Raw genomic sequence first — 14,830 nt, forward strand, 5'->3', positions numbered from 1 at the left:
TTGAACAAAACGTTATCATTAACGGCGAGACGAAAGTCCCCAAACCCGCCCCTACAAATCAGGGATCAACAATCAAAACGTAGTCAGGGCGGGTTTTGAACAAAACGTTATCATTAACGGCGAGACGAAAGTCCCCAAACCCGCCCCTACCCACTCAACACTTCCCCAATCCCTAATCACTCTTCATCACCAGACTTAACTTGGTCTACTCGTTCTAATTGCCAGAGAATCTGGTTGCCTTCACGCCGCACTCGCGAAACAATCCAGTTGCGCCAGGGCCAATGATCTCCTCGACTGGTAACTGCACTGGCATTGATATCCATTAAATCAGCTAGTTCAGAACTACTAATCAAATAGCCCTCACTGGCGATTTCATCAGCAATGCGTAGGGTCTCGATTAAGTTTCCCAGTTGGGCAACTCTAACTTCACGGGGTAACTCGTCATTGGAATTGCTTGGTGAATCCGGTATTTCTATCATGGGTTTTTCTGATGTAGGAAGGCTCGATGGTACATCTTTGTAAACTACATCAAAAGTGGTCTTTTCATCTGATACCCCTGTTACGGGTGTCTTCTGGGGTAAAGTGGGAGAGTTGGAATGATTCACTTGTTCTAGGACTTGTGTTAATCTAGGGGATTTACCGTTGGCAAAGGCATTGGCAATTTGATCACAACGCTCGTTGCCTTGGTTGCCACTGTGTCCCCGTACATGCTGCCAAGTGACTAGGGGAGAATTGACCGCATCGAGTTTTTCCCATAAATCTTGATTTAAAACGGCTTTTCCCTGAGAGGTTTTCCAGCCTTTCTTTTTCCAACCCTTAATCCATTTAGTAATGCCGTTCTTGACGTATTCGCTATCGGTATAGAGGGTAATCGGCTGAGTTTGTCCAGATCCCTGAACCAGGATCAGGGCTTCAATCGCGGCTAAGAGTTCCATACGGTTATTGGTGGTTTGTGCCGTAGCCCCCCCTATTTCATGCACAGAACCATCGGTAAAATAGACAACTGTACCCCAGCCACCGGGTCCGGGATTACCAGTACAGGCTCCATCAGTATAAACACTTTTGATTTGACGAGTTACAGGCATTGTTTCGCATTATGATTAGACTCCTAACTGGTTGTAGCAGAGTTCTTACCCCATCGGCACAACAGGTGGTCAAGGGGGAGCTGGGGAGGCTGGGGGAGCTGGGGAGGCTGGGGGAGAGAAAGTGATCGAGTCCGTATGACTGTGTAGGGGCGGGTTTTACCCATAACGTTCCGGATCAAACCACTACCTGAACTAAACCCGCCCCGACTGATCCTTCGCTTCACTCAAGGATATGGCGCATGAGTTACGATCTCAAGTGACTATGATAGATAGTACAATTGTTCATCTCACTGGGGACCTATCTCCCCCATCTCCCTCATCTCCCTCATCTCCCTCATCTCCCCCATCTCCCCCTTGTCTCCCTTACATCCTGAAGCCTCGTGAGTTACGAACCCCTCCATCACAAATATCGCCCTCAGACGTTTGCCGATTTGGTTGGTCAAGAAGCGATCGCGCAAACGCTCACGAATGCTATTCGTCAAGAGAAAGTTGCCCCGGCTTATTTGTTCTGTGGTCCGAGAGGTACGGGAAAAACCTCGTCAGCGCGGATTTTAGCCAAATCCCTTAACTGTCTGACTACCGATAAGCCAACGCCTCAACCTTGCGGTACTTGTGACGTTTGTCGCACGATCGCTCAAGGAACCGCCCTGGATATCACCGAAATTGACGCGGCGAGTAATACGGGTGTTGATAATATTCGGGAAATCATCGAACGCGCCCAATTTGCCCCAGTTCAATGTCGCTACAAGGTGTATGTGGTGGATGAGTGTCACATGCTTAGCAGTGCGGCGTTCAATGCATTACTCAAAACCCTAGAAGAACCGCCTAAACATGTTGTTTTTGTCTTAGCCACCACCGATCCCCAACGAGTTTTACCCACGATTATTTCTCGCTGTCAACGGTTTGATTTTCGCCGCATTCCGTTAGCGGCAATGGTCAAGCATCTTCAATACATTGCCACCAAAGAAACAATTAATATTACAACAGAAGCGATTACCTTAGTTGCACAAGTGGCACAAGGGGGATTACGAGATGCCGAGAGTTTGCTGGATCAACTCAGCTTGTTAGCCGGAGAAATAACGGTTGAATGTATTTGGGATTTAGTTGGGGCAGTACCGGAACGAGACTTATTGGCATTGAGCCAAGCGATCACGGATAATCATGCTCAATCCGTTCTCGACTGTTGCCGAAACTTAATGGATCGGGGACGAGAACCCTTAGTTGTATTGCAAAATTTAGCTGGATTTTATCGGGATTTACTGATTGCTAAAACCGCACCCAGTCGTCAAGATTTAGTGGCTGTCACGCCGCCAACCTGGAAACAGTTAAGCGAGTTGGCTCAATCGATGGATACGGCTGATATTTTACGCGGACAGCAACATCTAAAAAGCAGTGAGGTACAAGTTAAAAACACAACCCAACCGCGCCTCTGGTTAGAAGTGACTCTGTTAGGTTTATTACCCGACGCATTGCGCGTAGAATCGGCAAGTAATCAGACGCGATCGCAACAGGTTAGTCAACCCAGAACAACCCAGCCGTCAGAACCTCAACATCGTACTCAACCTGCCTCTTCACCCCCGGCGGCGGCGAATCAAACTCCAACTACGACACCTATTTCCTCAACCCCTAAGACTCAATCACCACCCCCAGTAAAATCATCACCATCACCTCCCCCATCTGCCAATAATGGGACAGTTCCTGCCGTTCCTGTTTCTGAACAATCGGCGAATACAGAACAAATTTGGCAACAGATTATTGACAATGTGCGACCCTATAGTGCCAAAGAATTATTGCGTCAGCATTGTCATTTATCTAGTTTTGATGGAACAGTGGCGCAGATAGGGATCAGTACTAAACCTTTGTTAGATCTGGCACAAAAGAAACTGCCAAATATTCAAGCTGCCTTTGAATATGTCTATCAGAAAGATATCAAAGTTATGTTTAAAATCCTAGGGACTACATCGGCTAAACCAACGGCGACGAATCGGGAGGTGGTTACGCCTTCTCCGTCTAAGTTGCCGTCAAATGTAGAAGATGAAGAGGATCAGGACGATAGAGATGATAGAGGAACAGTGATTCCGCAACCGGAACGTCACATAGTCCAGCCGAATGGAACTTCGCCTAATCGTGCGGAGGAAAATATACCAGTTTCCCTACCCCAATCAGCGGTATCAGCACCTATAGATACCGGAGACTGGGATGAGGAAAAAATTAAAGATGCCGTAACCACGCTAGAGAATTTTTTTAATGGTAATGTTATTAATCTAGATGATGAATTGAATCTACCGGAATTGGAGACGAACTCATCCGCTGAGGAAACAAAACAAACAATATCTTCGCTTCCATCTCAGTCGTTTAATGATACAGGTTCAGCACCAATTCAAAATCAGCAAACACCAGAGACAACAACCAATAATTCGGTTCCACCATTACAGCGATCGGATACCTTGAAATACGATGAAAATGGCGAGATTGAGTTTTAATTATGTTGGTATAAGCTGTCATGCATTTAAATTGGGTATTAGTAGCGAGCAAGATGCAAAGCCTGCGGCATGGCTTCACTAAACGCACTACAAGGATTTCGCCATTATTGACATTAAGGTTTAAATGCCGAACAGCTTACTATGCCAAACTGTTAGTTAAAACGGCTCCAAATGCAGCTATACCATAGTTTTATGCCTCAACCGTCTAAGTTAACTCTAAATAAAGTCCCAAATCCTTGCTTGGCAATAATTTGGGACTTCGTATGAGGCGATTTAGCATAATAAGTCCGGAAGAACCACTAATCCGATTTGACCCAATCGGTAGGGACTCTCGGTAAGCAGTTAAATATTACCGACCCCATCTTGGGTTTCCAACTAATCCGATTTGACCCAATCGGTAGGGTTGATATTGCTAATATGTCATTACTTGACACCAACTCGGTTTCCAACTAATCCGATTTGACCCAATCGGTAGGGAAAAACCTTCTCACACCTAATATAATTGTTGTTGAATTGTTTCCAACTAATCCGATTTGACCCAATCGGTAGGGTTTTGCGTTGGGGGGAAGTATCCCCCAATGGATTTGAATACGAATACGAGGGTGTTTCCAACTAATCCGATTTGACCCAATCGGTAGGGTCCAGAACCTGGAACAGTTTTGGCAATAGGTTTTCTAGGTGTTTCCAACTAATCCGATTTGACCCAATCGGTAGGGCAACTCCTGTCTCAATTTCTGAGCCATCAGCGGTTTTGGTTTCCAACTAATCCGATTTGACCCAATCGGTAGGGACTTTCGTTTATTTGTTCTGACTGTCGTTGTCGCAACGTTTCCAACTAATCCGATTTGACCCAATCGGTAGGGCAGAAATTTTGGGAGTTTTTTCAACACTAAATCAACACGTTTCCAACTAATCCGATTTGACCCAATCGGTAGGGATTATAACTTTAAAAGCCTTTCAAGGAGTAGTAGAAGCGTTTCCAACTAATCCGATTTGACCCAATCGGTAGGGGGGGATGCTTCATTACACCATCATAGCCACTGAGAGAATGTTTCCAACTAATCCGATTTGACCCAATCGGTAGGGGTCTTCAAAAAACTGGGCCCACAAGAATATTTACTTGGTTTCCAACTAATCCGATTTGACCCAATCGGTAGGGAGTTCGTCTGGCAGCCCTTGCCCAGTAAGGGTTTCAGCCGCCGAATCGACACACCTCCAAAAAGTCTAACACATCCTGCCCAAAATTGACTCCAACACATACCGCAAACCCTCTCCCTGTAAGCCATCGACACACCTCAACGAAAAATATAGGGTTTCAGCGATTTGCCGAGATGCGTCGATGAACATCTGAAAATTGCCCTCAAATCTAGAACCCACAATACCTTGACGGGATTCGAGTGCTGTTTTAACTTCACCAAAGCCGTTGAAACCCTTCAGGTTCAGTATCCAGGAAATCCAGAAAATCATCACACTTACGCGAATCATCCGGAAAAATCGTCAACAGTTCCAAATAATTAGGCGTACTCCTGGGTTTCTTCTTCCCTGGATTCTTTGGATTATCCACCAACTTCACCACCGGATACATCCGATGCCAGAGTCTTCCCACTTGACTAATTTGCCCCGTCACCGAACTTTGCTTAATACTCTGTTCAGCTTCCCTGAATCGGCGATTTGCTCTTTGATAAGCTTCGTGCAACCACTTGATAGCCACACAATCTTCAGCACCCTCCGCCAAACGCCCCCATACTTCCACACCATCCGGATACCATGCTTCTCGCCAGTTGGCATGATTCCTTTCATCTGGTTTTACCCCCTGCAACTGCATCCATTCTGAAGCAATTTGCCTTACCTGATCAATAAATCGCCCAACCCGATTTAAACTAGAAACCTTAGCCCCATAAGTTAATGACGTTTTGTCCCATTGCCAATGACACCCGATCAGAGGTTTCCTACGTTGATAATACTCCTGATAAAATTGCCGATGATCTGCCCGTCGCCACGACTTCCCAAACCCGCCAAATAGCAAAGCAAACCGCATTAAAGCTGGCAACAGTTTTTTCAAGGTTTGCTGCTTGCTTTCATCCAATTGGCGAGGCGACATCAACAGCCAACGTAACTCGCCAGCCACTTTATACGTGGGTTCACCATACCCCTCTGTAAACGTACCCAGTTGTAAATCCGATGTTTTAAACGCACAGGTTAATAACCCCTGGGTTCCGCCATCATTCACTCCGCCAAACAAATTTTCGACTAACGCCTCGGCTGTTTTCTGATTCGTTAACCCGCCGAAAATTCGCAAAGCGTGTCCCCGCAAACTCCCGCGAAAAACATTAGGACGAAATTCCGTTTCGCCACCAATTAATTGAGGTGCCTGCCCTTCTCCTTTCAAAAATGCCTTGTACAGTTGTTGCCCTTGAATCGGAATCGGATACTCCTCCTCTCCCAACTCCGTTAACCGCGCTTTGGGTAATCCATACCCACTGCTGGTGCGACAACCAATTCCATACCCTAACGCCCGTTCCCAAATTGCCCAAACTTCCTGCCAATCCGTATCCGGTAACGGGCTAGAAATGCCAAACTGAATCGCAGGTTCCGATAGGGAAATTAAAGCAAATCCTGTCTCATTACGCGGTTTTTCATCAGTGTGATGAGTCTGTACCTGCCATTTCTGCTGCGGGTGAACAATATCGACTAAATTTTGCTTCCAATCGTTCACCGGATAGCCGCCATGAAACCGCAATAAACTTGGTTCATCACTATTTTTAGTCAAGCGGTAGCGTTGCTTTTGTTCTGAAGTACAAGCTTGACAAAACAATCCTTTCATGCTGCTACCGGGATAAAAGGGCAAGCCAAAGGCACCCAGCGCCGGGAAAATAATTCCCTCAAATTGTCCGCCATTGGTGACAAACCGCCACTGCATTTTATAGGTTCTCGTCGTAACAGTTTTACCCGGATCAGGTGGTTGGGGATAGGCTTCTTTCGTCCACTCAGACGCCCATCGTTGGGAATCTTGTACCTCAGCCTCTTGATTGATGTATTGAAGTTGCGATCGCCCTTTGATTTGCGCCTGAAACATCAACGGCACTAATTGAGCAGCATTGGCTATATTAACCATGTTGAATTCTCCTAAAAAACAGTAGAAAGGTCAAGAGCAAAAGATAAGATTAATACAGCAGTTTGCTCTGCTATGCGGTACATTGTCGATCCCCCTAAATCCCCCTTAAAAAGGGGGACTTTGAATGGATCTGACAGTTGTAGACAAGCCTTAAACCTCTTACAAAGGACAAATGACCAATGACAAATGACCCATTTAATATGCCCCGGTTTTCGTATCGACTTTCTTCATATCCTCCAGCATTTTAATCCGGCTTTGTCGATACAATCCCATATCATGCAACCTGGCGATATCATTATCATCAACCACAACTAATTGCTTGACATGCACATCTGCCCCAACAGGTATCCAATCGGCTAAATTTTCATTGTGTTCAATACCTAAAAACCCCAGATTAAAGAATAAAACCTTTTCAGTCGTTCCGGGTACAACACGGGCTTTTAACTCCGGATCAGCCGTATACGGATCAGGAACTTTGGCGTTAATCTCAGCAATTTTCTGATAGCGTTTGAGCAGGGATGGACAGCTTACCCAAACAATCGGTTGTCCTGGAGAAAATACAGGTAACCAAACTAAAGAGGCATATTCAAACTTAACTAAAGCTTCAGTTGTACCGCCATCTTTTTGGTTAGGGTTAGCAACAGCTTCATGACCATACCAAAGCGCCACATCATCATGGCGAGATTCGGTTTGCGATCGCGTGCCATTATTCCTCGCCTGATTCCGCATATCTGCCCGAAATCGTCCCCGAATTGAACTCCCTGGAATCATCCCCGTTTGGGTAAATTGGTCTCGAAAAATTAGGTTCAAATTTCCCGTTTCTTCTCCCGCACTAGCACCCACATGAAGGGGGGCTTGGGTTTCAATAATGCCGTAGGCTTTTTTGTACATGGTTAACTCTCCAAAATATTTAAATCCAAAACTATGATAGGGGTAACGCTAATCCACATCCCCAACGTTTATAGGAATAAGCTTCATCAGGAAACCAAGACTCTTGCCAATTAAACCAAGGTTGGGGAATACCTGTTTCCAATACATAAACTGTTCCGGCGGGAACGGCATAACGTCCCCTAGATAGGCGTTTAGTATCTCCTGTTCCCCCTAACCGATAGTGAAAAGGACGAGGACGTTCGGTGAAAACTTGGGCATTTTCCCATTCCGGTGCTGTTATCCAGTCTTCTTCTTGCCTAATAGTAGGAAATCGGTAAGACAAGCGATTAGAACCCAGAGCAATTTGAGTTTGCCCCTGAAAAGCATGGCGAGATTCTAGGGTAGCAACATCATTATAAAAATGAGTCCAGTTGGGAATTTTCTTATTCCCTTTTGGCTTTTCTTGCAGCGCGGCTAAAGTGTCTCCCTCTCTGTCTTGATAGCTTTCCAGGAACTGTGGCAAACACCACCAAGGACAAACCCATTCCAGGTGATTGCCACTATTAAATAGAATCCGGATAGCGAGGCGATCGCGTCCCTTGTTTTTGGCTGATTTTTCTGCTTCTCGACAGTGTTGTAGCACATCTCGTTGGGGGACGCTAGGGGCTGCCCAAACTAAGCCGACACTTACAGTAATCTCTTGTTTATGTTCTTGCCAAATTTGGGGGAATTGATAGAACCAATTGAGGCAATCTTGAGCGGTTAATTTCGGTTGATTTTGCTCAGGAATTCGGTATAGGACACCGAGAAAATCATCCCCTCCGGCATAGATAATCCGTCCATCAGCATCTAAATTCCGCCGTTTGACTCGCTCTGCTTGAGTCGGAGGTAAATAATATTTGAGATTTTTGCCCCATTCCATCATGGCTTGGCTAAAGGTGTGGAGAGAGTTAGCTTCATCTGCCCCTTTCTCTTTTAAATGGCGTAAATACTCGCCAATCTTATCCCCATCCCCCTGAAAGTATCCTGCCCATAACTTATTGTCAAATCGGTTTAAGTCAACAAAGCTTTGGGGAATTTCAATACTCGGCAGGTCTTTTTCATAAATAAATTGATTGGCAATAGCATCTAAGGTGATTAACCGTTTAATCAGTTCCGGAATACTTAAGCGTTCAGACGGATCGAGAATGGATTCTCCTAAGTGCTGGCTCAGTTGGTGGTAAAACTGATTAATGTCCTGAGTTTGTTCAGCCATGCTAAAGTGAAAAGGATGGGTTTTATCGGTCATCCGAGGGTAGGCGATCGCTCCCGTCCCCGATAAGGTTGAACTTTCTCCTTGCCAGTTAATTGCTATCCAATTTCGTTGGGTTTTAATTTGATTCAGTTTACGGCGAGCGTGAGTCATCAGGGTGACATCTGCTGGCGTAATTTTAGTTGCTTTGGCTTGACTCAATTCTTCATCAGTGCTTTGCGTCCAAAAAAACTCCCAGGCGTGATTTGACCAAGCATTCCATTCCCGTTGCCAGGTATAAGTAAAGGTGTTTAATGCTTGCTCGATATATTTACGACAGGTTTCGACAACCGTTTTCCAAGCCTGATTAAAAGCAGCTTCAGCTATGTTTTCGGGAAAATTTCCAGCGATAATAATTTGGTTGGGAGTATCTTGGGTCACATTGATTAAAGCTGGAGAGACAACCCGAGAGCCATGTTTTTCGGCTGCCTTACAAATTGCACAAGCTAAATAAGAAAGGAGAAAAGAACTGCCGTATAAGTCCCGCAATTTGCGCGATTTCTCAATGAAACCCTGTACGGGAGCAAAAGTAATCACAGTGTAACAATTTGTGTTCATAAGCCAGTCCTAAGTCGGTAGACTTTTCTTAAAGGTAACAGTATCGTAGGGTGGGCAATGCCCACCAGCCTTAACTTAAATGTCGCAGAGTTCGTAGTAGGTTCGTAGTCGGCACTTTAGTGCCATAAGCGCAGGGTTCGGTTCGTAGTCGGCACTTTAGTGCCGTAAGCGCTAAAGCGCTGACTACAAACGCTTTAAGTGGGAGGTGCAACATTGCCGTTTGTACGTTTTGATTGCTGATGCCAACAGTATACAGCTAGCTGGAAGAACCCATTTCCAAAGGTTAACACTCCTGGCAATTTGAGGACTTGACCGACAAAACCTCTCAATGTCTTTGCGCCTCAACCCCCACAAAAATAGCAACCACAACTCCCCAAATACTCAGGATTAGTCTTATGCCAATTCGACCCTGGAAACTCGTAAATCCAGTCAATACCATTATCGGCATCCAGAAAACCACTGACAAGACTGTGGATAACACCAACTCCCGTACTCGCACACAGGCTATTTAACCAGAATACGGCTGGGTCGCCGATGCCTTCTACATACCCGACTCGATTAGCCAGATGATGAATCTCCTCCGCCGCCGACTCTAAAGCCGCACGATGCAAATTAATCATATTGCCACACATCAAACACCACCCACCTCCCAAGGGTGGCACGGTGATGCGACAATACATCCGTGGGGTATTATCAGGTTTGATATCGATGTGAGTCCCCAGACATACCAGGGGACGCATATAGTCTAAGGCTAATTCTTGAGCAACTTGCCGGGAGGAGTGGTTATCCGTGGCGACGACAATTAAATCAGCCGCTGCGACTTCCTGTTTAGCGGCTTCATCGGCAATCGATGCGGGGATAGCTTTGACGTGAGAACCCGTGGCATAAATGCGTTTGATCAGGTGCTTGACATAATGGACTTTGTACCATTGCTGGCTTGCCATATCCTCAGTCGCAGCCGGGAGGCGATTCAGGTTAACGGCTTCGATGTGATCCGGGTCAATTAATACCCATTTTTTCACCCCTAAACGTCCCAGCAGTTCGGCAAAAATTGCCCCAATACCCCCACAGCCGATTAAAGCAACGGTAAGTTCACCCAGTTGGTTTTGTACCCCTTCACCAAAAACCTGTTGACGGGCAAACATTAAGTTTGTCTGGTTGGAAATATTAACATCGGGGGTGAGTTCAAACCAGGATTGGGAACAGTGAATCGGCTCAAATGACTGTCCAATTCTATCCCAGATGCGGAATTGAGACTGTTGTAAGGTTTCGTCAAACACTCCAGAGATTAAACGCGGCTTTTTGGGGAAGTGAGACGAAAGAAACCGAGCATATTCTGATTCATAATGGTCATCCACGCTAGAAAATTCAGGCTTACCTGATTCAGCATGGGTATGAATATGAACCACATCGAGTTTTTCCTTTGCCAGAAATGTCTCAATTAAGTAACGGTGAAACTCCTGTTTAATCACCAACCCACTCGCGGATTGACGTTCGTAGCAATCGGGAGAGGGAACCACCCAAGCTTGAGGCAGATATCTCACTTGTTGTTTAGATACCTGATGACGTTTGCAGAATAAAAAACCAATCACTTCTTCATTCGTCGTGCGAGCATCCAGCATAGCGCGGTAAAATTGATGCCACATTTTGGGTGGGATGTGTAGAGACATTTGGGGTGATTTTTTCAAGTTGTTCATGAGTTTTTTCAGGAAAGCTATGTGTATCAAATTTCGGATGTCGGATATCGGATATCGGATATCGGATATCGGATGTAGATATCGGATGTAGGGTGCGTTAGCGAAGCGTAACGCACCATTTCTTTAGTAACGCCTTAATTAATGGATTAGAATTGGTTCGTAGTGAGGGCTTTAGCCCTCTCCAGCTAGGCGTTATAGCACTCTTCGTGCTTACTACAAACCACTACTCAATCATCGGTATTAATCGCGTGGCGTGCGGTGACAAATAAAGTCGCCAGATTGTGTCCTTGTTCAGGTTGGCGACTAGGACGCCAAGCATTCAGCCATCTATCTCGATTAAATCCGCCACCGAGTCCAACGCAGTACCAATACCAGCCTTCTTCACTTAAAAACGGTGCGCCATAATAGCTTTGGTGAGTGAAGTGATGGTCGCCCTGTCCTACGGTATTCCACGGGTAGTTTAGATAGCAGCCAATTGGCGGAAGACGCGGGTAATCGGGGGGAAGTAAGAATAAGACATCTGTGTTAGACACTCGGAATTTCTGAGAGGATAGGGGCATTCCTTTGACCAGAACAGCAGTATATTGAATACCACCAACTGTTTTACTGCCAACAAGTACAGTCTTTGCCACTTTCTCCAAAAGTTTGAGTTCAGACAAGAGTCTCGTACTGGGTTTAAAATCGGTTTGACCGGGATTCACTCTAACTGTCATTGTTTCCTTTATCCTTTTACAATTTTGGGAACTGTCCAAACTTTAGAGCCTTCTTTTAGGGCTTCATTTTCTTTGAGGGGTTTGGTGCCACCAAATCCCTCTTCCATGACATCATCGTTGCCAATTTCGGGAAAGTTATTTCTCAAGTCTTCAACGGTTGCGCCATTGGGTAAATCGATTAATTTACCGTTAACAACTGCTCTCATGACAATCTCCTTTGTTTTAGAATGTAGGGTGCGTTAGCGTAGAATGTAGGGTGCTATCTTCGTAGCGTAACGCACCACGACTATTGAATTAGGTGCTATAGCTGTACTATTGCCTGTTGCCTAATCTTTAATTGTGTCCACCTACTTAAGGGAAATGTTACTGACTTAAGCTGGGTTCGTAGTAGGCACTTTAGTGCCATAAGCGCTGAAGCGCTGACTACAAACTCTAAAGTCAGTGACATTGTACTTAAGGGAAATGTTACTGACTGGTATGCTGGTGGGCAATGCCCACCCTACGGCAGATCAAAAGTTTGGGTGATCTCACAATGCTTATTGAGCGTGCCATTCTACTTAAGGGCTTATTTCTTAATAACTCGTGGTGGGGTGAATTCGGGCGATCGCTACTTTTGAATGCGGCTGTTGCGCTGGAGATGGATTTTGAGTGAAATTTAACCAAATCGACCAACTGACTAAACCAATCACTGTCAAAATGGCAGTAGACAGCAGGCGGTTGTAATATCGCTCTAGTTGTTGTAACGATACCTTAATGGAGGTAATCTGTTGACGATATTCGGTTCTTTCTGTTTTGCTCATAGCTCTCATGTTCAACTCCAATGCTTCAATCTGTTGAGCCAGATTTTCAATGTTTTGAGTGAGGTTTTCTAACTGATGATCCGCTTCGATGATTAATTTTCCGTTGATAGTTTCCATACGTTACTACTCCCTAATCTGGATTTCACCTCCTCAAATTTAATCAAAGACATTCGTGTGACCAATTCGGTGAAAGTTTTGCTGGTTGTTTTGCGGTTCAAAGCTATCGAAAATTCCTATTAAATCGACAATACTACTCGCAGCAACTTTGAGGTCATTGCCAAGAGATTGTTCAACAGAAGCCACTTCGACGCGCATTCCCCGCCGTCTCAGTTTTTCAGCAAGGTAGGCAAAGTCAGAGTCTCCGGTGACTAAGACAACGATGTCAGGGCGAACTTCTAAGGCGAGTTCAATGGCATCCATTGCCATGACGATATCAATGTTGGTTTCATAATCATCGCCTTTGGTTTTACCTTCTTTTTGCACGACTAAGAAGCCGTTACTTTTTGCCCAATAGATGAATTTTTCTTTACTTTTACGTTGTTCTTCAAACCGTTCTCTGGCTGGAGGTAGTCCAACGTAAATGACCATTTCAATGAGTTCTCGACCTTCTCTGGGGTCAGCGAGGTAGTCGCGGACTTTTTGCCAGTCCAGCCTGCGGTTAAAGCTTTGGGCGGCTAAGAACGTATTGTCGCTATCGGCAAGAATGAGTACCCGACGATTGGTTCCCATAAAGGTTTGGAATCCTTTGCTTGTTTGTTACTTGTATTAAAACCTATGGCTGGAAGGGGGGTTTTCTTTTACTACAAGGAAATGGGGAATAGGGAATGGGGAATAGCCAGTAGGTTGGGTTAAGTACCTGGACATAATTTCTGCCCCCTGTACTAAGAAATATTAATAAGCCTCAAATCCTTACTGTTCCCTCATCTCAACCGTCAACTTTCATGAAAGTCCGACGACTTACATTTTGCCATTGTATTGCCCAATACTAATGATTCCCAGTTCAAGGAGTTTTGTGGCGAAGAGTTCAGAGACTTCTTTACTGGGGAATTTTAGGATTCTGACACTAGGAATCCAAGTGCTATTTCCTAAATACGTCCCCGAATAGTGAGGAAGAATTTCTATCACTTTTTCCATGTTGGATTGCTGGATTAAAAAGAATTCGTGGTACATTATGCCATCTCATTAAAAAGCTACCTAGGCTTATTTTTAACGTAAGGATGGAAAAGGGGTTTTCTTTAATTGTCATTTGGGTTGGGTGAATGTGGCACGGCTAAAGAAAAAGGGTGGGATGACCCACCCTTCCAACTAATCCGATTTAACCCAATCGGTAGGGTGTTCACAAATGACTTCGCAGGATGGACAGCTGTAACGTTTCCAACTAATCCGATTTAACCCAATCGGTAGGGTCTTATTTCAGTGTTGCTGATGTAACTTTCATAAAGTTTCCAACTAATCCGATTTAACCCAATCGGTAGGGTACATCCCTGAAAAATATTGGGAATATTCCGTATTAACGTTTCCAACTAATCCGATTTAACCCAATCGGTAGGGTGAAAGCATACTCGATTCTGATTATCAAAACCTTATGTTTCCAACTAATCCGATTTAACCCAATCGGTAGGGTTCTTGGATTGAAGAAACCATGAAACCCGTTCCCGAGTTTCCAACTAATCCGATTTAACCCAATCGGTAGGGAGTTCGTCTAGCAGCCCTTGCCCAGTAAGGGTTTCAGCCGCCGAATCGACACACCTCTAGAAAGTCTAACATATCCTCCCAAAAATTGACTCCAACACATACCTCAAACCCTTACCCTGTAAGCCATCGACACACCTCAACGAAAAATATAGGGTTTCGGCGATTTGCTGAGGTGTGTCGATGAACACCTGACTAATCCCCCTCAAAAACCCCTCAAACCTAGATAACATAATACTTTGGCGGCGGTTGGGGTGCTTCTGAGCCAATCACCAACGCCCTCGAAACTGCTTCCTCAGATATCCAGTAAAATCGCACATTATCCTCCACTGGCTCAACTAACTTTTTCACCTTTTCATCAAGCTGGCGCATCTGGTCTAAACTCAAAAAACATTCAAACACAGAAAATTGAACTCGTCGCCCATATCCTTCTAGAAAATTGGACAACTTCGTCCGCCTTTTATCATTGGGAATAAGCTGTAATGCATTTAAATTGGGTATTAGTAGCGAGCAAGATGCAAAGCCT

At 45.0% G+C, this 14,830-nt stretch carries 11 protein-coding genes, 1 pseudogene and 2 CRISPR repeat arrays; of the genes and pseudogenes, 1 reads left to right on the plus strand and 11 read right to left on the minus strand.

Going from position 1 to position 14,830, the window contains the following annotated elements; genetic code table 11:
• Positions 1-176 precede the first annotated feature (176 nt).
• On the minus strand, positions 177-1,085 hold the full coding sequence (rnhA, locus tag ACLFWI_RS14115) for a ribonuclease HI (RefSeq protein WP_446411005.1): 909 nt from the start codon (positions 1,083-1,085) through the stop codon (positions 177-179).
• Positions 1,086-1,465: 380 nt separating this feature from the next.
• On the opposite strand from rnhA, the gene ACLFWI_RS14120 reads away from it, so the two are divergent.
• Positions 1,466-3,568 carry a DNA polymerase III subunit gamma/tau gene (locus ACLFWI_RS14120; RefSeq protein WP_446413441.1) on the plus strand — a complete coding sequence of 701 codons (2,103 nt, stop codon included), beginning with the start codon at positions 1,466-1,468 and terminating at the stop codon, positions 3,566-3,568.
• A gap of 291 nt (positions 3,569-3,859) precedes the next feature.
• Positions 3,860-4,727: direct repeats of the CRISPR family, unit length 36 nt; unit sequence GTTTCCAACTAATCCGATTTGACCCAATCGGTAGGG.
• A gap of 252 nt (positions 4,728-4,979) precedes the next feature.
• On the opposite strand, the gene ACLFWI_RS14125 is transcribed toward ACLFWI_RS14120, so the two are convergent.
• The 10 genes and pseudogenes from ACLFWI_RS14125 to cas2 form a co-directional block, all read right to left on the minus strand.
• A complete protein-coding gene (locus ACLFWI_RS14125) occupies positions 4,980-6,683 on the minus strand; it encodes a hypothetical protein (RefSeq protein WP_446413442.1) in 1,704 nt (567 codons plus the stop codon).
• Between the two features lie 198 nt (positions 6,684-6,881).
• Positions 6,882-7,574 (minus strand): annotated as a pseudogene (locus ACLFWI_RS14130) (RAMP superfamily CRISPR-associated protein); the annotation flags it as partial.
• Positions 7,575-7,605: 31 nt separating this feature from the next.
• Positions 7,606-9,402, minus strand: a complete 1,797-nt coding sequence (locus tag ACLFWI_RS14135; protein WP_446413443.1) for a Cas10/Cmr2 second palm domain-containing protein — start codon at positions 9,400-9,402, stop codon at positions 7,606-7,608.
• A 341-nt stretch (positions 9,403-9,743) separates the two neighbouring features.
• Entirely contained in the window at positions 9,744-11,099 is a 1,356-nt protein-coding gene (locus ACLFWI_RS14140) for a HesA/MoeB/ThiF family protein (RefSeq protein WP_446413444.1), read from the minus strand.
• Between the two features lie 227 nt (positions 11,100-11,326).
• Positions 11,327-11,812 (minus strand): hypothetical protein, encoded by a 486-nt coding sequence (locus ACLFWI_RS14145; protein WP_446379834.1) that lies wholly within the window; start codon positions 11,810-11,812, stop codon positions 11,327-11,329.
• A gap of 8 nt (positions 11,813-11,820) precedes the next feature.
• On the minus strand, positions 11,821-12,018 hold the full coding sequence (locus tag ACLFWI_RS14150) for a hypothetical protein (protein WP_446379836.1): 198 nt from the start codon (positions 12,016-12,018) through the stop codon (positions 11,821-11,823).
• Positions 12,019-12,384: 366 nt separating this feature from the next.
• Positions 12,385-12,729: a hypothetical protein gene (locus ACLFWI_RS14155; protein ID WP_446413445.1), complete on the minus strand. Its 345-nt coding sequence runs from the start codon at positions 12,727-12,729 to the stop codon at positions 12,385-12,387.
• Positions 12,730-12,768: 39 nt separating this feature from the next.
• Positions 12,769-13,341: a LabA-like NYN domain-containing protein gene (locus tag ACLFWI_RS14160; protein ID WP_446379840.1), complete on the minus strand. Its 573-nt coding sequence runs from the start codon at positions 13,339-13,341 to the stop codon at positions 12,769-12,771.
• Between the two features lie 228 nt (positions 13,342-13,569).
• Positions 13,570-13,782, minus strand: a complete 213-nt coding sequence (locus ACLFWI_RS14165; protein ID WP_446413446.1) for a hypothetical protein — start codon at positions 13,780-13,782, stop codon at positions 13,570-13,572.
• A 127-nt stretch (positions 13,783-13,909) separates the two neighbouring features.
• Positions 13,910-14,308: direct repeats of the CRISPR family, unit length 37 nt; unit sequence GTTTCCAACTAATCCGATTTAACCCAATCGGTAGGGT.
• Positions 14,309-14,526: 218 nt separating this feature from the next.
• Positions 14,527-14,778 carry a CRISPR-associated endonuclease Cas2 gene (cas2, locus tag ACLFWI_RS14170; protein ID WP_446413447.1) on the minus strand — a complete coding sequence of 84 codons (252 nt, stop codon included), beginning with the start codon at positions 14,776-14,778 and terminating at the stop codon, positions 14,527-14,529.
• Positions 14,779-14,830: the final 52 nt, after the last annotated feature.

Source organism: Coleofasciculus sp. (assembly GCF_046539235.1).
Lineage (GTDB): Bacteria > Cyanobacteriota > Cyanobacteriia > Cyanobacteriales > Coleofasciculaceae > Coleofasciculus.

Coding starts and splice junctions, on each gene's coding strand:
- rnhA (WP_446411005.1), bottom strand. CDS start 1,085: ATGCCTGTAACTCGTCAAATCAAAAGTGTTTATACTGATGGAGCCTGT.
- ACLFWI_RS14155 (WP_446413445.1), bottom strand. CDS start 12,729: ATGGAAACTATCAACGGAAAATTAATCATCGAAGCGGATCATCAGTTA.
- ACLFWI_RS14150 (WP_446379836.1), bottom strand. CDS start 12,018: ATGAGAGCAGTTGTTAACGGTAAATTAATCGATTTACCCAATGGCGCA.
- ACLFWI_RS14145 (WP_446379834.1), bottom strand. CDS start 11,812: ATGACAGTTAGAGTGAATCCCGGTCAAACCGATTTTAAACCCAGTACG.
- ACLFWI_RS14140 (WP_446413444.1), bottom strand. CDS start 11,099: ATGAACAACTTGAAAAAATCACCCCAAATGTCTCTACACATCCCACCC.
- ACLFWI_RS14160 (WP_446379840.1), bottom strand. CDS start 13,341: ATGGGAACCAATCGTCGGGTACTCATTCTTGCCGATAGCGACAATACG.
- ACLFWI_RS14135 (WP_446413443.1), bottom strand. CDS start 9,402: ATGAACACAAATTGTTACACTGTGATTACTTTTGCTCCCGTACAGGGT.
- ACLFWI_RS14165 (WP_446413446.1), bottom strand. CDS start 13,782: ATGTACCACGAATTCTTTTTAATCCAGCAATCCAACATGGAAAAAGTG.
- ACLFWI_RS14125 (WP_446413442.1), bottom strand. CDS start 6,683: ATGGTTAATATAGCCAATGCTGCTCAATTAGTGCCGTTGATGTTTCAG.